Annotated in this window: 25 protein-coding genes; 6 read left to right on the forward strand and 19 right to left on the reverse strand. The window is 71.2% G+C overall.

Annotated elements, in window-relative coordinates; genetic code table 11:
• Positions 1 to 128: 128 nt before the first annotated feature.
• The 14 genes from ACQP09_RS11100 to ACQP09_RS11165 form a co-directional block, all read right to left on the reverse strand.
• A complete protein-coding gene (locus ACQP09_RS11100; RefSeq protein ID WP_433398035.1) occupies positions 129 to 1,187 on the reverse strand; it encodes a glycoside hydrolase family 6 protein in 1,059 nt (352 codons plus the stop codon).
• 337 nt (positions 1,188 to 1,524) lie between these two features.
• Entirely contained in the window at positions 1,525 to 2,184 is a 660-nt protein-coding gene (locus ACQP09_RS11105) for a class F sortase (protein ID WP_433398037.1), read from the reverse strand.
• A gap of 1 nt (position 2,185) precedes the next feature.
• Positions 2,186 to 2,752, reverse strand: coding sequence for a hypothetical protein (locus ACQP09_RS11110; RefSeq protein WP_433398039.1), 567 nt, complete (start codon positions 2,750 to 2,752; stop codon positions 2,186 to 2,188).
• Positions 2,753 to 2,875: 123 nt separating this feature from the next.
• Positions 2,876 to 3,682 carry an HAD-IIA family hydrolase gene (locus tag ACQP09_RS11115; RefSeq protein WP_433398041.1) on the reverse strand — a complete coding sequence of 269 codons (807 nt, stop codon included), beginning with the start codon at positions 3,680 to 3,682 and terminating at the stop codon, positions 2,876 to 2,878.
• A 74-nt stretch (positions 3,683 to 3,756) separates the two neighbouring features.
• Entirely contained in the window at positions 3,757 to 5,301 is a 1,545-nt protein-coding gene (locus tag ACQP09_RS11120; RefSeq protein WP_433398043.1) for an alkaline phosphatase family protein, read from the reverse strand.
• Between the two features lie 172 nt (positions 5,302 to 5,473).
• Positions 5,474 to 6,538, reverse strand: coding sequence for a 2-aminoethylphosphonate ABC transporter substrate-binding protein (locus ACQP09_RS11125; RefSeq protein WP_433398045.1), 1,065 nt, complete (start codon positions 6,536 to 6,538; stop codon positions 5,474 to 5,476).
• Positions 6,539 to 6,583: 45 nt separating this feature from the next.
• Complete coding sequence (locus ACQP09_RS11130; protein WP_432152069.1) at positions 6,584 to 7,381, reverse strand: ABC transporter permease; 798 nt, start codon at positions 7,379 to 7,381, stop codon at positions 6,584 to 6,586.
• A complete protein-coding gene (locus ACQP09_RS11135) occupies positions 7,368 to 8,249 on the reverse strand; it encodes a 2-aminoethylphosphonate ABC transporter permease subunit (protein WP_433398047.1) in 882 nt (293 codons plus the stop codon). The genes ACQP09_RS11130 and ACQP09_RS11135 overlap by 14 nt, the downstream gene beginning before the upstream one ends.
• Positions 8,242 to 9,339, reverse strand: coding sequence for an ABC transporter ATP-binding protein (locus tag ACQP09_RS11140; RefSeq protein ID WP_433398049.1), 1,098 nt, complete (start codon positions 9,337 to 9,339; stop codon positions 8,242 to 8,244). The genes ACQP09_RS11135 and ACQP09_RS11140 overlap by 8 nt, the downstream gene beginning before the upstream one ends.
• Positions 9,336 to 10,049, reverse strand: coding sequence for a phosphonatase-like hydrolase (locus ACQP09_RS11145; RefSeq protein WP_433398051.1), 714 nt, complete (start codon positions 10,047 to 10,049; stop codon positions 9,336 to 9,338). The genes ACQP09_RS11140 and ACQP09_RS11145 overlap by 4 nt, the downstream gene beginning before the upstream one ends.
• Before the next feature lie 5 nt (positions 10,050 to 10,054).
• Positions 10,055 to 11,179 (reverse strand): TIGR03364 family FAD-dependent oxidoreductase, encoded by a 1,125-nt coding sequence (locus ACQP09_RS11150; RefSeq protein WP_433398053.1) that lies wholly within the window; start codon positions 11,177 to 11,179, stop codon positions 10,055 to 10,057.
• Between the two features lie 140 nt (positions 11,180 to 11,319).
• A complete protein-coding gene (locus ACQP09_RS11155) occupies positions 11,320 to 12,114 on the reverse strand; it encodes a GntR family transcriptional regulator (RefSeq protein WP_433398055.1) in 795 nt (264 codons plus the stop codon).
• 219 nt (positions 12,115 to 12,333) lie between these two features.
• Complete coding sequence (locus tag ACQP09_RS11160; RefSeq protein ID WP_433398057.1) at positions 12,334 to 13,431, reverse strand: peptidase; 1,098 nt, start codon at positions 13,429 to 13,431, stop codon at positions 12,334 to 12,336.
• A gap of 130 nt (positions 13,432 to 13,561) precedes the next feature.
• Positions 13,562 to 14,170: a TetR/AcrR family transcriptional regulator gene (locus tag ACQP09_RS11165; RefSeq protein ID WP_433398059.1), complete on the reverse strand. Its 609-nt coding sequence runs from the start codon at positions 14,168 to 14,170 to the stop codon at positions 13,562 to 13,564.
• Positions 14,171 to 14,250: 80 nt separating this feature from the next.
• Between ACQP09_RS11165 and ACQP09_RS11170 the strand changes: the two genes are divergently transcribed.
• A complete protein-coding gene (locus ACQP09_RS11170; RefSeq protein ID WP_433398061.1) occupies positions 14,251 to 14,691 on the forward strand; it encodes a hypothetical protein in 441 nt (146 codons plus the stop codon).
• A 20-nt stretch (positions 14,692 to 14,711) separates the two neighbouring features.
• Here ACQP09_RS11170 and ACQP09_RS11175 read toward each other — a convergent pair whose 3' ends face one another.
• The gene (locus ACQP09_RS11175) at positions 14,712 to 15,857 is read right to left on the reverse strand and encodes an ROK family transcriptional regulator (protein ID WP_433398063.1); all 1,146 of its coding nucleotides are present in this window, start codon (positions 15,855 to 15,857) and stop codon (positions 14,712 to 14,714) included.
• Positions 15,858 to 15,931: 74 nt separating this feature from the next.
• On the opposite strand from ACQP09_RS11175, the gene ACQP09_RS11180 reads away from it, so the two are divergent.
• Positions 15,932 to 17,062, forward strand: a complete 1,131-nt coding sequence (locus ACQP09_RS11180) for a Gfo/Idh/MocA family oxidoreductase (RefSeq protein WP_433406552.1) — start codon at positions 15,932 to 15,934, stop codon at positions 17,060 to 17,062.
• Positions 17,059 to 17,538, forward strand: coding sequence for a heme-degrading domain-containing protein (locus tag ACQP09_RS11185; protein WP_432152080.1), 480 nt, complete (start codon positions 17,059 to 17,061; stop codon positions 17,536 to 17,538). The genes ACQP09_RS11180 and ACQP09_RS11185 overlap by 4 nt, the downstream gene beginning before the upstream one ends.
• Before the next feature lie 148 nt (positions 17,539 to 17,686).
• Here ACQP09_RS11185 and ACQP09_RS11190 read toward each other — a convergent pair whose 3' ends face one another.
• The 4 genes from ACQP09_RS11190 to ACQP09_RS11205 form a co-directional block, all read right to left on the reverse strand.
• On the reverse strand, positions 17,687 to 18,547 hold the full coding sequence (locus tag ACQP09_RS11190; protein ID WP_433398065.1) for a fumarylacetoacetate hydrolase family protein: 861 nt from the start codon (positions 18,545 to 18,547) through the stop codon (positions 17,687 to 17,689).
• Between the two features lie 161 nt (positions 18,548 to 18,708).
• Positions 18,709 to 19,479 (reverse strand): YidC/Oxa1 family membrane protein insertase, encoded by a 771-nt coding sequence (locus ACQP09_RS11195; protein ID WP_433406553.1) that lies wholly within the window; start codon positions 19,477 to 19,479, stop codon positions 18,709 to 18,711.
• A gap of 147 nt (positions 19,480 to 19,626) precedes the next feature.
• Entirely contained in the window at positions 19,627 to 19,965 is a 339-nt protein-coding gene (locus ACQP09_RS11200; RefSeq protein ID WP_433398066.1) for a DUF6412 domain-containing protein, read from the reverse strand.
• A gap of 84 nt (positions 19,966 to 20,049) precedes the next feature.
• Positions 20,050 to 20,847 (reverse strand): class E sortase, encoded by a 798-nt coding sequence (locus ACQP09_RS11205; protein ID WP_433398068.1) that lies wholly within the window; start codon positions 20,845 to 20,847, stop codon positions 20,050 to 20,052.
• Positions 20,848 to 21,088: 241 nt separating this feature from the next.
• Here ACQP09_RS11205 and ACQP09_RS11210 point away from each other — a divergent pair, with 241 nt between their 5' ends.
• The 3 genes from ACQP09_RS11210 to ACQP09_RS11220 all read left to right on the forward strand — a co-directional run bounded on the left by ACQP09_RS11210 (position 21,089) and on the right by ACQP09_RS11220 (position 24,887).
• Positions 21,089 to 22,096: an SEC-C domain-containing protein gene (locus ACQP09_RS11210; protein ID WP_433398070.1), complete on the forward strand. Its 1,008-nt coding sequence runs from the start codon at positions 21,089 to 21,091 to the stop codon at positions 22,094 to 22,096.
• Positions 22,097 to 22,483: 387 nt separating this feature from the next.
• Positions 22,484 to 23,485, forward strand: a complete 1,002-nt coding sequence (locus tag ACQP09_RS11215; RefSeq protein ID WP_433406555.1) for a NaeI family type II restriction endonuclease — start codon at positions 22,484 to 22,486, stop codon at positions 23,483 to 23,485.
• Positions 23,486 to 23,498: 13 nt separating this feature from the next.
• Positions 23,499 to 24,887: a PIN-like domain-containing protein gene (locus tag ACQP09_RS11220; protein WP_433398072.1), complete on the forward strand. Its 1,389-nt coding sequence runs from the start codon at positions 23,499 to 23,501 to the stop codon at positions 24,885 to 24,887.
• Positions 24,888 to 24,906: the final 19 nt, after the last annotated feature.

A 24,906-nucleotide genomic window follows, 5' to 3' on the forward strand; every position in this document is an offset into this window, starting at 1 on the left:
CCGTTCGTCACCGACGAGAAGGGCACGCCGTCCGAGGGGACGTGGGTGGAGGTGCCGTAGGCGTACGTACGTGAGGGCGGAAGCTCGTACGTACCGTGAGGGCGGAAGCCCACACATACGCTCGCCGTCTACTCCGTGGCGCGGGCCAGGCCGAGTGCGTACTCCGGCCACCACTCGCCCGCCTGCGGGCCGCCCTTGCAGTCGCCGTCGGACTCGCCGGGCCGCTTGATCCACAGGTAGGCGTCGACGCTCTCGTCGCCGGTCCTCGTCGTCGGCGGCTCGCCCAGCGCGCGGCCGGGCGGGTTGCACCAGGTCTCGGCCGGGTCGCCGCCCTCGTACGGGCCGTTGCCGTTGCGGCTGGTGTCGATGACGAACGGCTTGTTCCCGACCTTCGCCGACAGCTTCTTGCCGAACTCCGTACTGACCGCCGTCGTGAGGAAGTTGGAGACGTTGAGCGAGAAGCCGTCCGCTTTCTCGACGCCCGCCCGCCGCAGCGGCTCGTGCAGCGCCTCGGGCGACTGCCAGCCCGCGTTGCCCGCGTCGATGTAGACCTGGGTGGCGGGCTGCCGCTTCAGCCGCTCGACGGCACCCTTGAGCAGGGCGTACCGCTCGTCGTGGTGCTCCTGCGGCGTGCAGCCGTCGACCAGGTGGAGGAGGGCGTCCGGCTCCAGGACCACGGTCGCCTGACGGTCCCCGATGCCCTTGGCAACCCCGTCCACCCAGGTCCGGTAGGCGCCCGCGTCGGCGGCGCCGCCCTTGGAGAACTGGCCGCAGTCGCGGTGCGGGATGTTGTACAGGACCAGCAGCGCGTACCGGTCGGCCCGCGCGGCCGCCTCGGTGACCCGCCGTGCCTCGCCCTCCGGGTCGTCCGGGCCGATCCACTCACCGGCCGGCTGCTCGGCGATCTTCCGGATCAGGTCGGCCTTCTCCCGGTCGCCGTCCTTCTCGTACGCGGCGACCTGCCGGGCCGCCGTGCCGTCCGGGTTCACCCAGTACGGGTCGTCCGCCTCGGGCTGCTGACCGACGACCGGAGTGCCGCCGTCCGAGCCGCCGTCCACGTCGCCGCTGCCGTCGCCGGAGCAGCCGGACAGGAGGAGGGCGGCGCAGACCGCCGCCGTGCCGGCCGACCTGAGGCCCGCCGCCGCTCGCCCGCGCGCCCGGGACCGGCCGGTGCAACTGCCGTACATCCACTCCCCCTTGGGTGCACCCGCCCGTACCGTTCGCACGGGTCGCACCGGTGTGCTGCCTGGTCCCGGCCATCCTGGCACAGCGGACCGGCCCGTCCGGCGGGGACGCCGGCGCTCTCCGCGGTCACCCAGCGGCACCGGGTTCCGGACATCCTGTTCGAAACCGGCGCCCGGGGGTACCCGTTCCCCTACAGTGGCGGCAGAGATCGACCCCGTACCGCACGGACCTCCCGTACCGCGCCGGGCAACTCCCGCGGCCCGGTGCACGCGGTCGAGGCCGGCCCGGTCGGCGTACCCCTCGCGGGGCGGTCGGCCGGGCCGGATGTTCTTCGCTCGGCTACGTGTCGCGCACTCCCGTGAGGTAGGCCGAGACGACCACGTTCGCGGTGTACGAGCGGGACTTCTGGTCGTACTTCCCGCCACAGGTGATCAGCCGCAGCTCCGCCCGGCCGGCCACGCGGGGCCCGTACGCCTTCTCCGCGTCGAAGCGTTCGCGGGTGACGACCTGGACGTCGTCCACGGTGAACTCGGCGACGCTGCCGTCCTCCCGGACCACCTCGACCTTCTCGCCCGGCCGCACCGCGCTGAGCCCGTAGAAGACGGCGGGTTTGGTCTCGGTGTCGACATGGCCGACGAGCAGGGCCGCTCCTTCGGCGCCGGGCCGGATGCCCTTGCCGTACCAGCCGGCCGTCTGCGGCAGGTCGTACGGCGGTGGGTCGATGGCCCCGTCCCGGTCCAGGCCGCGCGGGACGACCGGCGCGTCGATCCCGACCGAGGCCACCTTGACGCTGCGCGGCGCGGCGCCCTGGTCCGGTTGGTGGGCCGGCGGCAGCGGGACTCCGAGCGGGCGGCCGACCGCGGCGACGTCGCCGGTGGTCGGGGCCGACAGCCCGCCGGCCACGTCACGCCCGTAGAGCCAGAGGCCGAGCAGCAGCACGGCCCAGGCCACTCCGGTGAGCAGTCGCCCGGTGCCTGCCGGGCGGGCGGGGGCGGACATGTCAGTCCGTGGCCGCGTCGCGGCGGCGGCGCGAGGTGCGCAGGGCGACGGCCACGGAGGCGACGGCGGCGAGGACGAGGCCGGTCACCGCGTGCCGGAGGCCGGGGCCCTCGGACTCGGTTCCCCGCTCGGCGAGGGTGGCGGTGCCTCCGCCGCCCGCCTTGACCGGGGCGACGGGAGAGGGGCGGGTGTGGTGGATGACGGTGAGGGTGCCGGTGGCCTTGCCCCTGCCGTTCTCGCACGTCACCCAGACGTCGTAGGTGCGGGGTTCGGCGTCGGAGCGGATGGTGGCCTCGGCGAAGAGTCCCTTGTCGTCGGCGGGGCGGAAGCGGGCGACCGAGGCGAAGGCGTCGGAGTTGCCCTTCGCCTCCCGGCCCTTGCCGCAGGCGTCGACCCAGAGTTCCACCTGCCCGCCCGGGGCGATCGTGGACGGGGTGACCGAGACGGTGCCGGATCTCCGGTCGTCGTCGCCGGCCCGGGCGGCCGGGGATGCCTGTGCGGCGGGCACGGGCAGGGCTATGAGCGCGGCCGCCGCTGCGGCACAGAACGTGATGGGCGTGGAACGCATCGTGAACCTCCTACGGGAAGGTTCAGGCCTGGGCCGGTGGCCCGCATCCGCAGTCCTCCATTCGAGCGACTGCGGATGCCATCAGCGCAGGTCAGGCGAGGCGCAGGTCAGGTGAGGCGCGGGTCAGCTGCGGTCCGCCTGGTCCGGCAGGTCGATGAGGTCGACCAGGTCCGCGATGGAGTCGACGATGTGGGAGGGCCGGAACGGGTAGCGGTCGATGTCCGCGAGTCCGGTCAGACCGGTGAGAACCAGGAACGTCTGCATCCCCGCCTCCAGACCGGCCAGCACGTCGGTGTCCATCCGGTCGCCGATCATGGCGCTGGTCTCGGAGTGGGCGCCGATGGCGTTCAGCCCGGTCCGCATCATCAGCGGGTTGGGCTTGCCCGCGAAGTACGGCTCCTTGCCGGTCGCCTTGGTGATCAGCGCGGCGACCGACCCGGTGGCAGGCAGCGGGCCCTCGGCGGACGGCCCGGTCTCGTCCGGGTTGGTGCAGATGAAGCGGGCGCCCGCGTTGATCAGCCGGATCGCCTTGGTGAGCGCCTCGAAGCTGTACGTACGGGTCTCGCCGAGCACCACGTAGTCCGGGGCGTGGTCGGTCAGCACGTACCCGATGTCGTGCAGCGCGGTGGTGAGGCCGGCCTCACCGATGACGTACGCCGTGCCGCCGGGGCGCTGGTCGTCCAGGAACTGGGCGGTGGCGAGGGCGGAGGTCCAGATGTTCTTGACGGGCACGTCCAGGCCCATGCGGGCGAGGCGGGCGTGGAGGTCGCGCGCGGTGTAGATGGAGTTGTTGGTGAGGACGAGGAAGGGGAGGCCGGAATCCCGCAGCCGCTTGATGAAGGCGTCGGCACCGGGGATCGGGATGCCCTCGTGGATGAGGACGCCGTCCATGTCGGTGAGCCAGGAAGTGATCGGCTTGCGGTCTGCCATGTGCGGGGACTCCTGCCGTACGTACTGCGTGCTGGGGGTGCCCGGACCACGCCGTCCCGGCACCCCCAGCATAATTAGGCGGCGCTGATCTTGACCCCGTCGATCACCCAGTACCAGTTGTTGGCGCCCGTGTAGTGGAACCGGAAGCTCACGTTGGTGGCTCCGGCCGGGACGCTCAGGCTGAGCGACTGCGGCTGGGAGATCACGTCCGAGGTGTAAGAGCGGACGACGGTCGGGGTTCCGCCGTTCCAGGAGGCGAGGACGCGCGCGCTCTGGCTGCCCTCCTGCCGGTAGAGGGTGGTGAAGTCGAGCGTCACGGAGGACTTGCCGCCGACCGCGTACGCCGGGGTGACGAGCGTGGAGTCGAAGGGGCCCGAGGACGCCTTGTCGTCCCACTCGTCGGAGTCGGCCACCGCGAAGATCCCGCGCGCGCGGACGTTCAGCTCTCGGGACTGGTCGCGCTGGCTGCGGCTCCAGAACTCGTCGGTGGCGAAGGACCAGCCGCGCCACTCGGCCACGCCTCCGGTGCCCATCGCGGAGTTGATCACCGACCAGCCGCTGGGCGCGGTGCGGGTCCAGCCGAGGACGCCGGCCGGGATGCCGGTCTCGTCGACGCGTCCGGCGAGCGCCGGGTAGAGCGCCTCGAAGGCGTCGGTGGAGCGCTCCTGGATCGGCTTGCCGTCCAGGCCCCAGGCGGGGTCCGGTGCGATGGAGAGCTGCTTGAAGACGGTGGCGGCGACATCGACGAGGCGGGTGTCGCCGGGCGTGGCACCGGCGGCGATGCCGGGGCCCTGGGCGAGGACGAAGGTGCGACGCTCCTCGATGGAACTGCCGCCGTGCCCACCGGCGTCGGTGTGGCCGTGGTCGGTGGCGACGATGACCGTCCACCGCTCGGAGGCGTACGTCGGACGGGCCTTGATCGCGGCGAGGAAGCGGCCGAGGTAGCCGTCGATGACGTCGACCGCCTGGCGGTACTGGGCGTGGGCCGCGCCGAGGTTGTGGCCGACGATGTCGACCTGGCCGAGGTAGGCGAAGACGACGTCCGGGTTCTGGTTGCGCAGGATCGACTCGGTGTCGGCGGCGATGGTGGCGTCGTGGCCGGTGTAGCCGTCACGGTCGCCGTCCAGGACGAGCTTGGCGTCGGCGCCGGCCGTGACCGTGCCCTGGGCGTCCAGGGGCTTCCAGTCGACGGCGGCGTACGTGGAGAGCTGCGGCCGGACCTGGGCGAGGCGGGCGAGGAAGCCGGGGTAGCGCGTGTAGTTCTTGCCGGCGAACGAGTTGTCCTTCACGCCGTGCTTGTCGGGCCAGACACCGGTGGAGATGGTCGACCAGCCGGGGCCGGAGGAGGTGGCGGCCATCGGGTTGGCGTACAGCAGCGAGGTGCCGTACGTGCCGTTGGCCATCATCGACTTGAGGTGCGGGGCGCTCGCGGCGGCGATGACGTCGTGGCGGAGCCCGTCGATGCCGACGACGAGGACCTTGTCCTTGCTGGTGCCGTTCGGGAGCGTGGGCGGGGCGGCGTGGGCGGTGGTGGCGGTGGCGAGGGAGCCGACGGCCGCGGCGGAGGCGGCGGCAGCGGTGGTGGCGAGCACGGAGCGCCGGGAGAGGGTTCGGGACACGTGATCCTCCGGAGGGGACGGTGACACGGGGTGGATGACGGGAGTGGATGACGGGGGGACTTCGCGAACTGCCTTCTGGACCAGACCCGTTATGTTGACGAGACCATGGGGCCGGGTCCAGAGCTGTGCGGGAACAGACCTTCGCAGGAGACCGTGGCCGAGAGGTGGCCGGTCAGCTGCCGGTGGCCGTCTTCCAGGCGTCGATGTACGTGTCCAGGTTGGCGCCGATGTCCGACCAGTCCGGCTCGAAGATCTCCACGCCTTCCAACAGGCTTTTCAGCTCAGTGGCGTTGGCGTCAGTGGCCTTGATGTCCTGACGCGCGGCGAACCCTCCGCCGACCGCGCTGACATCGCGCTGCGCCTTCTCGGAGAGAAGGAAGTCGAGCAGCTTCTTGCCGTTCTCGCTGTGCGGCGCCTTGGCCAGCAGCCCGGCCGCGTACGGGAGGGCGAAGCTGGTGGGCTTCCCCTCGCCCTTCGCCGGGAACCAGATGGCGAGGTTCGGCATGTCCTTGGACTGGGCGTAGTTCATCTGCACGTCCCCGTTGGCGACGAGGAGTTCCCCCTTGTCGACCTTGGGCGCGAGCTTGCCGGTGGAGGCGGACGGGCCGACGTTGTTGGTCTGGAGCCGCTTCAGGTACGCCATCGCCGGCTCCTTGCCGCCGAAGTCGTGCATGGCCTTGATGAGCACGGCGGTCCCGTCGCCGGCGACGCCGGGCGTGGAGTACTGGACCTTCTCCTTGTACGAGGCGTCCAGCAGCTCCTCCCAGGTGCGGGGCGGGGTCTTCAGCCGCTGCTTGTTGTAGATGAAGCCGAAGTAGTTGTTGACGACCGAGGTCCACTTGGCGTCGGGCGCCTTGTCCGCCGCGTCGACCTGGTCGGCGCCCTTCGGCTCGTACGCCGCCAGCAGTCCCTTCTCGTCGGCCTGCTGGATGAAGGGCGGGAGGGTCACGAGTACGTCGGCCTGGGTGTTGGACTTCTCGCGGACGGTGCGCTGCACCATCTCGCCGGAGCCGCCCTCGACGTACTTCACCTTGATGCCGGTCTCCTTCTCGAACTCCTCGAAGACCTTGTCGTACCAGCCGTCGCCGTTCTCGCCCTTGAGGCCGTCGGCGCTGTAGACGGTGACGACCTTCTCGTCGGAGGCGTCGGAGGTGCCCCCGCAGGCGGTGAGGGTGACAGCGGCGAGGGAGAGGGCGCCGAGGACGGCGACGGGCCGGGTGAGGGCAGGGGTGCGCATGGGATGTCTTCTCCTGAAGCGGTTACGTGAAGGGGTTCGGGGGTGTCAGCGGTAGGAGGCGCGGGTCCGGATGCGGGAGACGGCGCTCAGGACGAGCAGCGTCGTCCCCATCAGGACCACGGCGAGGGCCGCGCCGGTGAAGAGCGAGCCGCGGTCGGTGGCGGCGAAGATCTGCACCGGGAGCGGGGTCCAGTCCGGCGGGTAGAGCATCATCGTGGCGCTCAACTCCCCCATGGACAGGGCGAAGCAGAGCCCGGCGGCTGCTGTCAGCGAGGGCAGCAGGAGCGGCAGTCTGACCCGCCACAGGACGCGGGCCGGGCTCGCGCCGAGGCTGGCCGCGGCCTGCTCGTACATCGGGTCCAGGCGCCGGGCGGCGGCCGAGACGGACTGGTAGGCGAAGGCGGTGACCAGGACGGTGTGGGCGATGATCACGATCCAGCGGGTGCCGTTGAGGAGGACCGGCGGCCGGCTGAAGGCGACGAGCACCGCGAGGCCGACGACCACGGACGGCACGGCGACCGGCAGCATGAACAGCGCGTCCAGGAACCGTTTTCCGCGCCGGCCGAGCGAGTCGGCGGCGAGCGCGGCCCAGCCGCCGAGGACCAGGGCGAGCACACTGGCGCAGAGCGCGGTGACCAGGCTGGTGGTGAGCGCCTGGAGGGAGTCGCCGCTGGTAGCGGCGGTGTAGCGGGTGGTGGTCGGGCCGGAGGGGAGGGCGCCGGACCAGTTGGTGGCGAACGAGGCGGCGAGGATGACGAGGAGGGGCACCGCGAAGAGCGGCACGAAGAGGAGCGCGAACGCGGACCAGGTGGCCCACTTTCCCGTACGGCTATGCACCAGCACGACGGCTCACCACCCGGTACAGGCTGTAAAGCCCCACGGAGAGAACGACGTTGACGACGGCGACGACACAGGCGGCCGGGTAGTCCGACTCCAGGATCGCCTTGCTGTAGACGAGCATCGGGAGTGTGGTGACCCCTTTCGCCCCGGTGAAGAGGACGATCCCGAACTCGTTCAGGCAGAGCACCAGGACCAGGCTGCCGCCGGCCGCGAGCGCCGGGAGCGCCTCGGGCAGGATCACCTGCCGCACGATCCGCAGCGGCCCGGCGCCGAGTGAGGAGGCCACCTCCAGCTGGGCGGTGTCGAGTTGGGAGAAGGCGGCGAGCAGCGGGCGCATCACGAACGGGGTGAAGTACGTGATCTCCGCGAGCAGGACGCCCCACGGGGTGGTCAGGAAGTGGAAGGGCCCTTCGGCCGCTCCGGTGACGCCGGTCCAGGCGCCGTTGGCCATGCCGACCGACCCGTAGATGAAGAGCAGGGCCAGCGTGATGAGGAAGGACGGGAAGGAGAGGAAGACGTCGATGAACCGGGCGACGGCCTTGCCGCCGGGGAAGGGGACGAAGGCGATGACCAGCGCGAGGACGAACCCGAGGACCAGACAGCCGACGGTGGCGCCGACCGCGAGCCAGACGGTGGTGGTGAGCGCCTCACGGAAGGCGGTGGAGGCGAAGACCTCGGTGTACGGAGAGAGGGAGGCGCCGGTGGCCGTCTCGTCCAGCGATTCCGGGGTGAAGGACTGCCGGACGACGAGGGCCAGCGGGTAGAGGAAGCCGAGCGCGAGGACCAGGACGGGCGGGAGGGCCCAGGCCCAGGCGGGTGTTCTCGCGAGGCCTGCGGGTTTCCGGCGGAGGGCCGCGGGGGTGCTAGCCACTGGCCACCTCCCGCTCACGTGCCGCGCCGGCCGGGAGCAGCACCGCGTCCTCCGGTGCGAAGTGCAGGGTGACCGGGTCGCCGAGCGCCGGAGGATCGCGCAGCTCACGGAGGTCGGCCATCAGCGGGTGGCCGCCGACGTCGGCGTGGACGCGGTGGGTGGAGCCGCGCCACTGGACCTCGGTGACGTTGCCGGTGAGCGCGTTGGGCCCGGCGCCGAGGCCGACGAGGTGCGGCCGGACGCAGAGGGTGGCGGTGGCGCCGGAGGCGGCGGTGTCGGTACGGGCGTCGAGCGGGGCGCCCGCCAGCTCGACGCGTCCCGGGCCGGTGACGGTGACCGGGAGGAGGTTGGCGTTGCCGACGAACGAGGCGGTGAACTCCGTACGGGGTCGGCGGTAGAGCTCCTCGGGGGTGCCGCAGTCCTGGAGGCGGGCGCGGTCCATGACGGCGATGCGGTCGGCGAGGGTGAGCGCCTCGACCTGGTCGTGGGTGACGTAGAGGATGGAGACGTCCGGCAACTCACGGTGCAGCCGAGCGAGTTCGGCGAGCATGCCGGAGCGGAGCCGGGCGTCGAGCGCGGAGAGCGGCTCGTCCAGGAGGAGGACGCCGGGGCGGATGGCCAGCGCGCGGGCGATGGCGACGCGTTGCTGCTGGCCGCCGGAGAGCTCGCGGGGGTAGCGGGTGGCGTACGCGACCATGCCGACGAGTTCGAGGGCCTCCGCCACCCGCCCGGCGATCTCGGCCTTCGGCGTGCGGTGGGCCTTCAGGCCGAAGGCGACGTTGTCCTTGACCTTGAGGTGCGGGAAGAGCGCGTACTGCTGGACCACCATGCCGATGCCGCGCTGGTTCGGGGGCAGTTGGGTGACGTCGCGGTCGCCGATGAGCACCCGCCCGGAGACGGGCCGGACGAATCCCGCGACGGCGCGCAGGGCGGTGGTCTTGCCGGAGCCTGAGGGCCCGAGGAGGGCCATGACCTCACCGGGTTCGACGGTGAGGTCGAGCCGGTCCAGGACGGTGTTCTCCCCGTACGCGACGCTGACGCCGTCGAACCGGATGCCGCTGGGGGCGGTGGCCGTGTTGTGGGCGTTCATGCCTCGGCCCGCGCGATGAGGTCCGGCAGCTCGGCGATGGACCCGAGGACGTGCGTGGCGCCGTGCCGGTCGAGCTGGCCGGCGTCGTGGGCGCCGGTGAGGACGCCCGCGACGAGCCCGGCGCCGGAGCGTACGCCGCTGAGCATGTCGTACGAGGTGTCCCCGGCCACCACGATCCGCCGCACGTCGTCCACCGCCCCCGTGCGCAGGAAGGCGGCCAGCACCATGTCCGGGAAGGGCCGGCCCCGGCCGCCCGCGTCGGCGGGGCAGAGGGTGAGCGGGACGAGGTCCTGCCAGCCGAGGGCGGCGAGGATGGCGTCCTGGGTGGTGCGGGCGAACCCGGTGGTCAGGACGGTGGTGCGGCCTTCGGCGGTGAGCCGCTCGATGGCTTCGCGCGCACCGGGTATCGGGGCGATGCGGCCGCCGTCGACGAGATCTCCGTACGCCTCCTCGAAGGCGGTGTTGGCGTACCGGGCCTTCTCCTCGTCCCCGAAGAGGTGCCGGAAGACGGAGATCTTGGACTCGCCCATGGTGGCGCGCACATAGGCGAGTTGACGCTCGTGTTCGCCGGATCCGGGCCGTACGCCGAGGCGTTCGGCGGCGGCGGAGAAGGCCTGCTCGACGAGGCCGCCGTCGGCGACGGTGGTGCCGGCCATGTCGAGGACGACGAGGTCGAAGCGGTTGTCGGTCGCAGGTGTCGCTGAAGTCATCTTGTTCACCAGCCCAGTTGGTCAGCGGTTGTTTCGGCGATGGCGGGTGAGCACGTCATGCCGCGCCCGCCGGGTCCGGTCACCAGCCAGACCCCGTCGGCCACTTGTTGGCGGTGGACGACGCGTGAGGTGTCGGTGCACTGGGCGTAGACGCCCGCCCAGCGGTGCCTGATGCGCGGCAGCGGCCGGCCGAGGAAGGCCTCGACGACCCGGGTGAGGTGCTCGTACGGCTCCTCGACGGTGTCGAAGGCGAAGGGGTGCTCGTACTCGTGGGTGTCCCCGATGGTCAGCCCGCCGTCGTTCCGCTGGACCATGAGGAGCTGCATGCGGTGTTCGGCGGCGACGGGGTCCTGGGGCTGGTGGACGTTGAGGGCGTCGAGCGCCGGGCTGCGGTAGGCGGGGTAGTAGCGGAAGCTGTCGGCGTCGGCGACCGAGGTGGTGAGGGGTTCGCCGAGCGGGTCGGTCTGCATCATCTGGAGGCGGACGCGGCGCACGGGCAGCGCGGGCCCGGCCAGTTCGCGCACCAGCCCGCCGAGCCAGGCACCGGTCGCGAGGATCACGGCGTCCCCGGCGTGGACGTCACCGTGGTCGTCGCGCACGGAGGCGGCACCGACGACCTCGCGGACCTCACGGCCACCGAGGTAGGTGTACCGCCCGGAGGCCCGCAGCTCTGTCTTGAGGGCAAGTTGGGCGGTGCGCGGCTCGACCGCCGCGTCCCGCTCGCACCACAGGGCGGCGGTGAAGGTGCCGCGCAGGGCGGGGTTGAGGGCGCGGGCCTCCTCGGCGGTGAGCAGCTTGTAGCCGCGCGCCGCCGCGTCGGGCCGGGCGACGGCGGCCTCGGCCACGGCGATCTCGGCGGCGGTCCGCAACGGGGTGAGCGAACCACAGGCCCGGAAGCCGAGCCCCGGCACCCGCCGCCCGATCCCCTCCCACAGCTCCCGGGCCCGCAGCGCGGTCTCCAGCTCCTCGCCACCGGCCCGGCCGCTGACCCAAATCTGTCCGAAATTGCGGAGCGATGCCCCGCGCGCCTCGCTCTCGCGCTCGATCTGTACGACCTCGTGGCCGCGGCTGACTGCGTGCCAGGCGTGCATGGTTCCCACCACGCCGGCTCCTACGACGATGACTCTCACGGCGGCCACGCTCCTCGGGGCGAATGTCCCGGACACATCCGGTCGACAACGGGATGGTGAACGACCCCCAAGCTTGGACTAGACCCGTTACCTTCCCGTTATGCAACAAGGCTCACGGAGGGTCGATTTTCAGACGCCCGTCAGCGCTCGCTGCTACCGCCACTGCTACCGCTACCGCCGCCGCTCAGATGCGTGGTGAAGGAGAACCGGTCTCCTCGGAACAGCGTCCGCACCCGCTCCAGCGGCCGCCCCTCCGTGTCCCGCGAGAGCCGGTGGAGGAGGAGCATCGGCAGAGCCGGCGGAGTCCCGATGAGGAGAGCTTCGCGAGGCGTGGCGAGGACGGTCTCGATGCGTTCGTCGGCGTCTCCGAAGGCGATGCCGAGCCGGTCGCGGAGGTAGGCGTAGAAGGAGGAGTCCGGGTCGAACTCGACGTCCAGGCGCGGGAGTCGGGCGACACCGACGTACGTGCTCTCCAGGCCGACCCGCTCGTCGTCGGCGAGCAGCACGCGCTCCAGGTGCCAGACCGGTTCGCCCGGCGCCACCGCGATCTCGGCGGCCAGCGCGTCGGGGCAGGGGAAGCGTTCCAGGCCGATGAGGTGGCGGCCGGGGCGTCGGCCCTGGCGTCGGACGCCTTCGGTGTAGCTGGCGAGCGAGAGCGGCTGCTCCAGCTTGGGCCCGGCGACGACGGTCCCGCGCCCCTGCCGCCGCAGCCGCCCCTCCAGCAGCAGTTCGCGCAGCGCCTGCCGTACGGTCTCGCGCGACACCTCGTGGCGCAGCGCGAGATCCCGCTCGGTGGGCAGCAGCCCGCCCTCGCCCAACTCGTCGATGAGCAGCGAGATCCGGGCCTTGACCGCGTAGTACTTGGGGATGCGGCCGTGCTCCGGGATGCCGGAGCGGATCGGTGCGCCAGGTGCCTGGTCGTTCGGGTAGTCCACCGCCCGATGGTGGCAGACGGAGGTGAACGGCCTGGTCGCGGTGGTGGCGGTCAGGCTGCGGTGGTGGTCAGGCCGCCGTGGTCGGTGGTCAGGCTGCGGTGGTGGTCAGGCCGCCGTGGTCGGTGGTCAGGCCGCGGTGGTGGTCAGGCCGCCGTGGTCGGTGGTCAGGCCGCGGTGGTGGTCAGGCCGCCGTGGTCGGTGGTCAGGCCGCGGTGGTGGTCAGTCCAGGGTCCGGCGCATCCGGCGGCCCTTCGCCATGAGCGCGCCGCCGCAGAGGACGAGCGCGGCGGCGGCCGCTCCGGCCCACGGCAGCAGCTCGGGTCCGGTGCGGGCGAGTTCGGGGAGCGGCCGGCCGTCCGTGTAGTGGGGCGGGCGCGGGGGCTGCTCCGCGTCGCCGGCTCGGGGCGGCGCCGACGATTCCGTACGAGGCTCCGTACCGGGTTCCGTACGGGGAAGGGAGCTGGGGTCCGGTGCGGGCTCCTTGCCGGGGCCGGTGTAGGTGGGTACGGGCGTGGCGGAAGGCGTGGGCGCGGCTGAGGTCGTGTCCGTACGGGGGCGGGGCTCGGCGGGCACCTCCGTACGGCCGCCGCGGTCCTCCTCGGTGGCCTCCGGCCGCGGGTACTCGCCGGTGACCCCGTCGACGATCACGAACCGGTACGTCCCCGACTCCCCCACCCAGTCCCCGTCCTCGCGGCCGCCGCCCTTGGCCTTGTCCTGGTGGTGGCGCTGGACGACGGCGGCGTGGGCGGTGATCCGGCCGGGGCCGGCGGCGGAGGTGAAGGCCATCCGGACCCGGACGCTGACGGTGGCGCCGGCGGGGACGGTGAACCCGGGGAAGTCGTCGCCGGCGGTGGACCCGGGGGCGCCGTCGAAGACACCGATCTGCTCGTGGCGGTCGGTGGTCTCCCAGGTCACGCGGTGTTCGGCGCCGGGGCGGCCGTCCTCGGAGAACGTCAGCCGGATCTGGTCGGCGGTCAGCTCGCGGTCCACGTCGTTGAGCACGAGCACCGGGTGCAGGGCGTGGCAGGCGGTGTCGGTGGTGTTGGTGAGGTCGAGGAACCAGGTGCGGTGGCCGCCTCCGGAGGCGTACGTCCTCGGAGCGTCCTGGATCCGGGTCTCGATCGGGAACTCCTTGGCACCCCGATCACCGCAGGCGGGCTGCTCGTCGGCCGTTAAGGAGGCGGAGGCGGCCGCCGCCGGGTGGGCTGCGGCCTGCGGACCGCCCAGGAGCGCGGCAGGCACCGCGATCCCGGCGGCCAGCCCGACGGCGGCGAGCGCCCGGGCGTCACGCAGCCGCGCGCGGGAGGTGGGGGACATGGCGGGGCCCTTCGCTGCTCGCGGACGACCGGGGCGGCGGCCACCGGCGGTGTCCTCCGACGCAACCACGCGCGCGCGGGCCCAGAGTGTCGACATGCCGACACTCATTCATACGATCACCCGACCGGCTTCACCTCTGGAGGACCGTCGCCCCCGACACCAACGCGCGGGCGGTATCGGCGAAGTACCGCTCGTCGGCGTCCGGAGCGAGGCCGAGGAGGACGCCCTGGCTGAGACCGATGAGCACGGCCCGCAGTGCGGTGGTCAGGCGCTGGGCCTGGTGCCGCGTCACGGTGGCCCCATCGTGCGTCCGGCCGGTGAACAGGGCGACCAGCCGCTCCTCCTCCGCCCGGACCGACGCGGCGAACCGGGGGCCCACCTCGGCATCGTGCAGCGCCATGTCCAGCAGCGTGAACTGCAGTGACTGGTCGGCCACCGCGTCGGCGGCGTCACAGCTCCGCCGGTAGTACCGGGCGAAGGCCTCCACCGCACCCACCAGATCCGCGTCGGCCGGAACCGCGCGCTCGATCTCCTCGTAGTGCGGCTGGAGGTAGTCGGTGACCAGGGCGCCGAGCAGCCCGCTCTTGCTGCCGAACAGCGAGTAGACGGCGCCCGTGGTGAGCCCGGCCCGCTCGGTGATCTCGTCGAGCTTGGCGCGGTGGCCGTCCCGGGAGACGACGTGGAACGCGGCATCCAGCAACGCACGGCGGTTGCGCTCCTTGGTTTCAGCTCTCGTCATTCTCATAATTCCGTTATTCTAGTAACTGGATTACGGAAAGCGGGTTCGGCACACAGCTTCAGCTTCAGGGAGGAACGCTCATGACAGGCATGCTCGCAGGGGCCATCGGTGACGGCGTCTTCAAGGTGGTGCTCGGCGCCGCCTTCGTCATCGGCAGCGCGCCCTTCGGTGATCTGCTCGGTGTGCCCGTCCCGCTGATGGCCGTCTCGGGTCTCGCGCTGCTGATCGGCGGCGCCATCGAGGTCAGGTACGTCCGCCGCCGCCAGATGGCCACCTGCCTACGGCTGATGATCGCCTACGACATCGGCTGGGTGGTGATGAGCGCCGCCGCCCTGGTGGTGGCGCGGCAGGGCGGCACGGCCGGCGGCGAGCTGTGGATCGCGTACCTGACGGCGGCTCCCCTGGTGATGGCCGCCCTGCTGATACGCGCGCCCGCCACCACCTTCGTACGGCAGTCGATCCCGGACACGCCCGCAGCCACATCCGTACGGCCGTCGGGTTCGGACACGCCCGCAGCCTGATCGGACCCGGACCCGAACCCCTACCCCCGCTCCCCCACCCGCCCGAACACCGGCGCGAGCACCAGCTGCGCCGCGCCCTCCGCCACGGGCCGGTCGCCGCCTCCCGCCACGGTCACGGTCACCGTGTCTCCGCCGCCGCCCCGCGCGGCCCGCTCCTCGATCACGGCGCGGACGCCTCGTACGTACGCGTCCTCGTCGGCCGCCACCGTCCGGCCGCCCAGCACGACCCGGTCGATGTCGAGCAGCCCGACGAGGTTCGCCGCGCCCGCGCCGAGGACCCGGGCCGCCTCCGCCCGGTCGCCGCGGGCCTCGGCGGCCAGACAGAGCGCCTCGATGCAGCCGCGTCCGCCGCAGCCGCACAGGGGCCCGTCCAGCTGGAGGGTCTGGTGGCCGAACTCGCCCGCCCCCGTCCGCGCGCCCCGGTGCACCTCGCCGCCGAGGACGAGGCCGGCGCCGAGCCCCGTACCGAGGTGGAGGTAGGCGAAGTCGCCCGGCGGCTCACTCAGGGAGAGGGTCAGGGCCGCGGCGTTGGTGTCCTTGTCGACGGTGACCGGGAGGCCGGTGCGTTCGGCGAGGGCGTCGCGCAGCGGGAAGCCGTCCCACTGCGGGAAGCCGGTGACCCGGTGGAGTACGCCGTCCCGGTGGTCGAGCGGACCGGGGACGGCGACGCCGAGCCCCAGCACCGGCCGGTGCGGCTCGGCCGCGCTCAGGTCGCGTACGGCGTCGGCCGCGTCGGCCAGCACCTGTTCCGCCGGGGCGCCGAAGTCGAGCGGGGCGGTGGTGACGGCGACCGGGCGGCCGGCGAGGTCGACCAGGACGGCGGTGAGCCCGTCGCGGTCCAGGTGGAGGCCGACGGCGAACTGCGCGTCCGGGACGAGCCGGAGCACCGTACGCGGCTTGCCGCCGGTGGAAGGCCGCAGGCCCGCGCCGACGGCCAGGCCCTCCGCCCGCAGCCGGGCGGTGATCTTGCTGACGGCCTGCGGGGTGAGGCCGGTGCGCTCGGCGAGCTCCAGCCGGCTGATGCCCTCCGCCCCGGCCGCCCGCAGCAGGTCCAGGACCAGCGCCGCGTTGTGGTGGCGCAGCGCCGGCAGGTTGACCCCGGTCTGGGCTTTCGTCCGGCCCGGTAGGGCCGACCCGACCTGGTCCTTCGTCCGGCTCCCGTTCAACGGTTCACTCCCCTTCACCCGCCCATTGTGCCGGTCGCTTGCACTTTGGCAACAGCGTTGCTTAAGTGGAAACCATGGTTGCCAACGCTCCCCTCCGCGTCGCCCTCGTCGGCTACGGCCTGGCAGGTTCCGTCTTCCACGCCCCGTTGATCACCGCGACCGAGGGCCTGCTCCTCGACACGGTCGTCACGGCGAACGAGGAGCGCCGGGCCGAGGCCCGTGCCGCCTACCCGGAGATCCGGTTCGCCGCCTCGCCGGACGAGCTGTGGGAGCGCGCGGACGAGCTGGACCTGGTCGTCATCGCCTCCCCGAACAAGACGCACGTCTCCCTCGCGACGGCCGCGCTCAAGGCCGGGCTCCCCGTCGTCGTGGACAAGCCGATCGCCGGGACCGCCGCCGAGGCGCGCGAGCTGGCGGCGCTGGCCGAGGAGCGCGGGCTGCTGCTCTCGGTCTTCCAGAACCGCCGCTGGGACAACGACTTCCGTACGCTCTCCGCGCTGATCTCCGGCGGTGAGCTGGGCGAGGTGCAGCGCTTCGAGTCCCGGTTCGAGCGCTGGCGCCCGCAGCCGAAGGGTGGCTGGCGCGAGTCGGGCGACCCGGAGGAGATCGGCGGTCTGCTGTACGACCTGGGCAGCCACGTCGTCGACCAGGCGCTGGTGCTGTTCGGGCCGGCCGTGCAGGTGTACGCCGAGTCCGACGTACGGCGTCCGGGCGCGGCGGCGGACGACGACACGTTCATCGCGATCACGCACGCGAACGGGGTCCGCTCGCACCTGTACGTCAGCGCCACCGCGGCCCAGCTCGGCCCGCGCTTTCGCGTGCTCGGCTCGGCGGCCGGCTATGTGAAGTACGGCCTGGACCCGCAGGAGGCGGCCCTGCGCGAGGGCAGGCGCCCGGGGTCCGGCGGTGAGCCGTGGGGCGAGGAGGTCGAGGAGCTGTGGGGCCGGCTCGGCTCCGGCGAGTCCCCGCTGACCGGCGGCGGCACCCCGGTCCGCACGCTGCCCGGCGACTACCCCGCCTACTACGCCGCCGTCACCGCCGCCGTGCGGGGCACCGGCGAGAACCCGGTCACCGCGCTCCAGGCCGCCGCCGCGCTGGACGTACTGGAAGCCGCGCGCCGCTCGGCCCGCGAAGGCGTCTCCGTAACCCTTCTCCCGCACCCCGACGAGGCCCAGCACGCTTCGGGCAAGGAGCACCGCGCATGACCACCACCTCTCCCACGATCTCCGAGCTGATCGCCCAGGAACGCCGGCTCACTCTCCCGCACTTCTCCTACGACGACGCGTTCGCGCTCGGCAGTCTGCTGGTCGCGTTGGCCCGGGAGCGGCACGCGCCGGTGGCGATCGACATCCGGCGCGGGCCGCAGCAGCTGTTCCACGCGGCGCTGCCGGGTTCGAGCGCGGACAACGACGCGTGGATCGACCGCAAGCGCGCGGTGGTCGAGCGGTACGGCGAGAGCTCGTACCTGGTCGGCAGCCGGTTCCGCGCGAAGGGCACGACGTTCGAGGAGTCGTCCCGACTGGACCCGGACGCGTACGCCGCGCACGGCGGTTCGTTCCCGATCGCGGTGGAGGGCGCGGGCGTGATCGGCACGGTGACCGTCTCGGGGCTGCCGCAGGCGGAGGACCACGCGATGGTGGTCGAGGCGCTGGAGCAGTTCGCGGCGACGCTGGGGGCGTAGAGGCATACGCGCGTACGGGGTCGGGGGGCCGCTCCCGACCCCGTACGGCTCCCGGGGTGGCGCTCCCGGCCTCGTACGGCTCCAGGGGCGGCGCTCCCGACCTCGTACGGCTCCAGGGGGGGGCGCCCCAACCCCGTACGGCTCCGGCCTACGCCCCCTTCAGCTCCTGCCGCTGCCGGCCGAGTCCTTCCACCTCCAGCTCCACGACATCCCCCGCCTTGAGGTACGGCTTCGGCTCGGGCTGCCCCATCGCGACCCCGGCGGGCGTACCGGTGTTGATCACGTCGCCCGGGTAGAGCGTCATAAAGTGGCTGAGGTAGCGGACGACCTCGCCGACCGGGAAGATCTGGTCGGCGGTGGTGCCGTTCTGCTTCAGCTCGCCGTTGACCCAGAGCCGCAGCGCCAGGGCCTGCGGGTCCTCCACCTCGTCGGCGGTGACGAGCCACGGGCCCAGCGGGTTGAACGTCTCGCAGTTCTTGCCCTTGTCCCAGGTGCCGCCGCGCTCGATCTGGAACTCGCGCTCGGAGACGTCGTGCGCCGTCGCGTACCCGGCGACATGCGCGAGCCCCTCCTCGGCGGAGGACAGATAGCGGGCGGTGCGCCCGATGACGACGGCGAGCTCGACCTCCCAGTCCGTCTTCCGGCTGCCGCGCGGCACGAGCACGGTGTCCTCCGGCCCGACGACGGTGTCGGGCGCCTTGAAGAACAGGATCGGCTCGTCCGGAATGGCCGCCCCGGTCTCGGCGGCGTGGTCGTGGTAGTTCAGCCCGATGCACACGATCTTGCCGATCCGCCCCAGCGGCGGCCCGACCCGCAGCCCCGCCGGGTCGAGGGCGGGCAGCCCGCCGGGGGCGTCGGCGGCCGCCCGTACCCGGGCGAGAGCGGAGGCGTCGGCGAGCAGATCGCCGTCGATGTCGGGAACGATCCCGGACAGATCACGCAGAGTCCCGTCGCGGTCGAGAAGCGCGGGACGCTCGGCGCCCGCCGTACCGACTCGAAGCAGCTTCAACGGTCCAACTCCTCTTGTTCGAGGTGGGGCCCTCCGGCGGGTTGCGGCCGACGAAGGACTTGGCTGATCCTCCAAGAGTCGTGAACACTCCGCAAGACCTCGTTCACACACTGGACCGGAGTGGTCGGCTGCCCCGATCACTCCACTTCGGCCATGGCGCCTTACGCCGCTTTGGCCATGGCGCCGCCGGACGCGTAGACGTCCCGGTAGAGCCAGGCCCGTTCCAGGGCACTCCAGGCGGTCGTGGTGACGACGTACAGAGCGGCGGCGAGCGGGACGACGGCGACGGTGATCAGGGTGGCGAACGAGAGCAGCGGCATCATCTTCACCATCGCCCCCATGCCGGGCACGGGCTGCCCGTCGGGTCCGGTGGCGGGCGCCATCGGGTTGGCGGCCATCTGCCGCTTGGTCAGCCGGTAGCTGAAGGTGGCCACGGCGAGGACGAGCGCGAAGAGCCCGAGGTAGACGAGCCCGTGCGGTCCGAAGACGCCGCCGGCCGCGAGGGCGTCGTGCCAGCGCCCGCCGAGCGGGGCACCGAGGAGGTCGTGGCCGAGCAGCGCGTTGGGCTCGCCGCCGATGGAACCGCTGGAGAACAGGTGGTAGAGGAGGAAGAACGCGGGCATCTGGAGCAGGCTCGGCAGGCAGCCGGAGAGCGGCGACACCTTCTCGGCGGCGTGCAGCTCCATGATCGCCTTCTGCATCCGCTCGGGGTTCTTCCCGTGCTTCTTGCGGAGCTCGGCGATCTGCGGCTGGAGCCGCGTACGGGCCTTCTGTCCCCGCGCGGCGGCCCGCGAGAGCGGGTGGACGGCGAGGCGGACGAGCGCGGTGAACAGGACGATCGCGGCGGCGGTGGACGCGCCGTGGAACAGCGGCTGGAGCAGATCGGCGAGCGAGCCGACCAGGCTCGCGAAAGCGGACATGAAGGCGGACATGGTGAGCCCTCCGGGGGTCTCGTCGTGCCGGGAGAAGGACGTACGAACGTGGTGTTCGGTACGCGGCATGACGACGGCCGACGCGGGGCGGGGCGCTACGGGTTCGACGTGCGGAACATGCGGAACGTGCGGGAGCGCCCTGCTGCTCTACGCGGCGGCGGCGGCCGTCAGGAGGGCGTGCCCGGGCGCTCGGGGCCTGGTCCGGCCACGGGCGTCGGGGTCGCGTTGCGGCAGGAAGGCGGTGCGCTTCTCCCGGTCCCTGATCGCCGTACGGACCCGGGTGCGGGGCACCGGGGGCGCGCAGCGGGCGCTGATGACGGAGCAGGCGAGGAGCGCGGAGCCGGCCGCGGCGGTGGCGGCGAGCGCGACGGCGGCGGAGAGGCCGCCGCCCTCGGCGAGGACGACCTCGGCGAGGAGGAGGACGAGGAGACCGACGGGCCGGAGGAACCGGGCGAAGGCGCCGCGCAGCCGGTTGGTGCCGGGCATGGGCGTCTCCTCTCCGTACGGCATCCGTTCCTTTCGTTATACACGATGATCGGACCGTGTCCGGTTGCTTCGCCGGCCTCCCGGTCACCGGGGCCGCATGGCGGTGAGCTTCCCCCAGACGACGAGCCGGTAGCGGGAGCTGAACTCGGGGGTGCAGGTGGTGAGGGTCAGGTAGTAGCCGGGCTCGCTGTACCCGGCGGAGGTGGTGACGTTGCTCCGGGGCACGGGCGCGATGACCCCGCTGTCGGAGGGCGCGGTCCGGGCGAGGGTCTGGTCGATGGTGTACGTGTACACGGCGTCCCGGGTCTCGACGGTGATCCGGTCACCGGGCCGGAGCCGGTCGATGCGCCGGAAGGGCTCGCCGTGGGTGTTGCGGTGCCCGGCGAGCGCGAAGTTCCCGGCCCGCCCGGCCTGCGCGGTACGGGTGTAGTGCCCGACGTACCCGCGGTCGAGGACCCCGCCTTTGCTGGTGCCTTCGGCTACGGGGGCGGTGAGGCCGATACGGGGGATGCGGAGGACGGCGTAGGCCTGGTCCTGGTCCTGGTCACGGCGGGGGGCGGGGGCGGGCTTGTCGGCGGGAGGCGCGGGCTCGATGGAGGGCGGCGCGGGCTCAGGCGCAACGGGATCGTCGCTCTGGACGGCCGGCGGGAACGGGTCAGCAGGGGGCAGGCTCCACTCCCGCTTAAGGGCCTGAACGGTACGCCCGGCCTCCTCACGCGCCTCCCGATTGGTCCACCACAGCTGATGGACGACAAGGAGAAGCAGAACGACACCGAGGGTGACGAAGAGTTCGGCGGAACCCCAGAGCCCGCGCACAAGAAGATGTCGCCCCCGGCGACCGCGACCGCCCCCGCGAGCCCAGCCTCTTCGCCACCACGCCATGCGAGGGCTCCCGTCCTCGATCACGCTCGTGTCCCCACACGGCGGGCACGATAGAAGCAACCCGCGGAACTCTCCATACCCGTCGGCAGATTTTGCGCCCCCACCGACCGCCCCCACCGACCGCCCCCATCGACCGCCCTCACCGACCACCCCCTCCGACCGCCGCACCGCCGACCCCGCTCCCGGCCCGGCTTCCGACCTCTCCTCCCGACGGCCGCGGTCCGGCAGTACCGTGTGATCCATGCGCCCCGATACGCCTGCTGACCACACCACCGAAGCCGAGCGCCTGCTCCGCACCGCGGCGCAGTACCCCGAGGACCAGGAGCCGCTGGTCCTCCAGGCCGCGGCCCATCTGGAACTCGCCGGTGACCGCGCCCGCGCGAGCACGCTCTACGACGACCTGCTGGCCGCCCCCGAGTCCACCGTCGAGAACCCGCACCTGATCAAGGCCCTGAAGGCGTCCAACCTCTGGGAGTACGGACACGAGGCCGAGGCCCGCGCGATCATCGAGGGCATCCGCGCGGCGGGCCCGCTGGACGCGGCGCCCTGGCAGGTCGCCGCGGAGACGCTGGAGGCGCACGACGAGCTGGAGTCGGCGCACGACTTCTTCTCGACGGCGCTGACGCTGCTGCTGGCCCCGGGCGAGGAGGTCCCGTACGCCGTGCAGTCCCTGCTCACGGGCCGCCACCGGGTGCGCCGACTGCTGGCTCTCCCCCATGACGCCTGGGACGAGCTGGCCGGCGCACTGCACACGGCCCCGGTCCCGCTGGACGAACTCCACGACCCGAAGCGCCTGTGGTCGCTGGGCTCCTCGGACCCGGCGGAGCTGAAAGCCGAGATCACCCGCCTGCGCGCGGAGCTGGGCTCGTACCGCACGGCCCTGTCCCGCCCGTTCCCGGTGGCGGTGCTGCACTGGCCCGACGGGGAACTCCGGGAACTCCTCACCACGTACCCGGAGTTGACCGAGGAGTACGTGGACCACGCGACCCACCTGTCCCGCCTGGAGGAGTCCCTGCGCGACCTCCACGCGGCGGGCACCCCGAACCTGGGCATCGTCACAGCCACGGTCCCCTCGTACGAGGCCTTCGCCGCCTCCGAAGCCACCTCCCCCGCCACCCCGTCCCTCCTCCCCCAATACGCAACCACCCTCGCCGCCCGAGGCCGCGCCACCCCTTGGCCGCCTTCGCGGACGGCGGCTTGCTGGTGCGGGTCGGGGGAGGCTTATGGGGGGTGCCACGGCGGCGGGTGACGCCTCAGCCCGAGCCTGGGGGGAGACCGACCGCTCTCGCCCCAGGCCGCGCCTACCCCTGGCTCACTTCGCCATCGCTCACCGGGCCTCCGCATCGGCAGGTGCGCCGCGCAGTGGTCAGACGGCCTCCGCAGCTGCCGCGGCCTGCAAGGTGATCCCTCCGTTCGCACGGTACGCGCCGCCGACAGGCCGCCGCTTCCAGGATCCGGGCGACCATCACAACCAGACTGCAGGAGCGATCACACTCGCCCCCTGGGAACTGCACACGGGTGTCAGGAGTCTGATCAGGTGCGCACCCTCAGGCGATCTCTTTCACGAAAGCGTGCCAGCGTGACTCTTTTTGAACCCCCCGGCCCTGTATCAGGCGTCTGTGATGACCCGGAACTGATGGTGGTGCACCATCATTTGATGAGGCTCGACCCTCACGGAACCCGATTCGCCAGAGTGCTACGGGACACGATCGACCAGCTTCTCAACGGCGAGGCCACTGGACGATACGACTGGGCCACCCTCCTCAAGACAGAAAAGACCCACGCCGGAACACTTGTTGAAATCAATCTGCAGCGCGAATTTGAGTTCGCTGATGGCGTCGACATGGACTACCGCATAGAGGGAATCGACGTCGACTGCAAGTACTCACAGAACTTCGGATCGTGGATGATTCCCCCGGAAGCCGAGGATCACCTATGCCTGCTCGTCTGGGCAGATGACTACCAAAGCCGGTGGAGTGCGGGCTTGCTGCGCATCAAGCGCGAATGGCTCAACGGCGGAACCAATCGGGATATGAAATTCACAGTCAAAGCGGAACATCGCAACAAGATCACATGGCTCTGGAAAGACTCCGAGCTGCCAGAAAACGTGTTGCTTCACCTTCCCCCTGCAACACGAGCACGCATTCTGATTCCCGGAAAGAATAAGGGGCAGGCTCGTGTACGCGAACTTTTCCGTTCGGTACACGGCAAGCCTATCGGCCGAGGTGTGGTGCGAACTGCCGCTCAGCAGCTCGATTACATGGCGCGCGTGCGCGAGGGAAGCAAGGGCCGCGCACGCCCCGCACTACGCCCTGAGGGGATCATCATCCTGGGCGATTACCAGTCCCACCAGGCCGTAGCGAGGGACCTGGGCGGTCCGGTCCCAGCAGAAGGAGAATTCGTCGCGCATCGTGTCGTGCGCGCACGTCCGGAACATAGCGGCCGCCCGCAGGCCGAAATCGACGGAGAGCTCTGGGTCGTCGCGCAGACAGGCGATGACGTGGAGGCTGCCCCGCAGTTGCCCGAAGCCCAGGAGGGCAGCACAAAAGCAGCTCAGCGGCGCCGCCTCACTCCGGGAGGCCACGGCGTCATCCTGGCCACATCACAACAAGAGGAGTTGGGCAGTGACTGGGCCTGAGGGCGAACTTCCAATGATCAGTCAGTTCCGGGATTGGATTCAGAAGAGTCCGTCCGAGAGCGACCCGGAAAGATCTCGATTTTTTACTGACGGCACAATTGTGCTCGATACGAACATCCTGCTCAGTTTGTACGAATACACGCCCGTCGCCCGGCAGCAGGTCCTCGACGCCCTTCTGAACGTGCAGCCACTCCTCTGGCTACCGCATCAGGTAGGTCTGGAGTTCTTCCAGAACCGCCATCGGGTAATCACAGGGAGGAAGAAGGCACTTGAAGAGTCCCAGCGAGCTCTCCGCAATAAAATCAGTGACGCCAAGAAGGCTCTCAAGGAGGCCCGATCACATACTCAGAAAATGCTGATCAGGTACGCACAGGACACTGAGGCAAGCAGCAGACTTGAGAAACAGATTTCCGATAAGGTGATCAGCGACCTGCTGAGCGATCTGAGCAGCACACTTGAGGGTCAGGCATCCAGGCTACGGGAATACGACATCTCTGTGTCACCAACCGGTTATAGCGACACGGTACTGTCACAGATTGCCACATTGTTCAGGGACCAGATCGCCAGTCCGCCCGATCCGGAGATTACGCGGCGGCGCGTTGAGGATGCGTCGCTGTACAGATTCCCCAATCTTATTCCGCCCGGATTTAAGGATGCAGGAAAGGGAACAGCCCTGGCGTCTTCCGGAGATTTCCTCCTCTGGGAGGAGACCATTTCACACATGGCCGCTTCAGAGAACCGCTGCCACCTGCTTTTCGTTTCGAACGACACCAAGGAGGACTGGTACCAGTCGGCAGGTGAAGGCCGCAATGAGCCCCGCCCCTGGCCTTACTTGAAGAGCGAGATGAGGATGCGAGCGGGAGCTGAGCTCCGAATGGAGACTCCGGGGACCTTCTACCGCGGCATCAACCGCTTCCTTCATGCAGAGATCGCAGAGACGACCTATGCGGAGATCGACCGGGCTGCCGTAGGCGCCACACCAGCCTCTATCACCGAGGCTGCCGCAATCCGGACCCCGCCTCCGCCAGAACTTGTGACTGCCGCGCTCGACGCGGCCGGCCTGGAGGAGGTGCTGGTGTACACCATCCCTGACACCGCACACCGCTTGCTGTTCCTCTGGTGGGTGATCGGCGCTACCGCACAGCTTGAGCGCCGACCCGTCGTCGATGAAGAGCCAGACGTTCTGTTCATGCCTGCAACTCGGGCGACGGCGCAGCCCGATCCCAACTGGGTTCCAGGCGTCCGTCTACATCTCGGCGAATGGCCCTATCGCAGCTCTTCATGGATCGCCCCATGGTTCGCCGAAATCATCAACGCATCGTCTGTCCGCGACAGAAAAATTCTGCAGGGTCTCGCCGCGCAGCAGTTGGCATTCAGCCCGAGGGACAGACAGCCCGACTGATGTCACCTTTGCCTATGCT

This window comes from Streptomyces sp. CA-146814, from assembly GCF_050942385.1.
Taxonomy (GTDB): Bacteria; Actinomycetota; Actinomycetes; order Streptomycetales; family Streptomycetaceae; genus Streptomyces.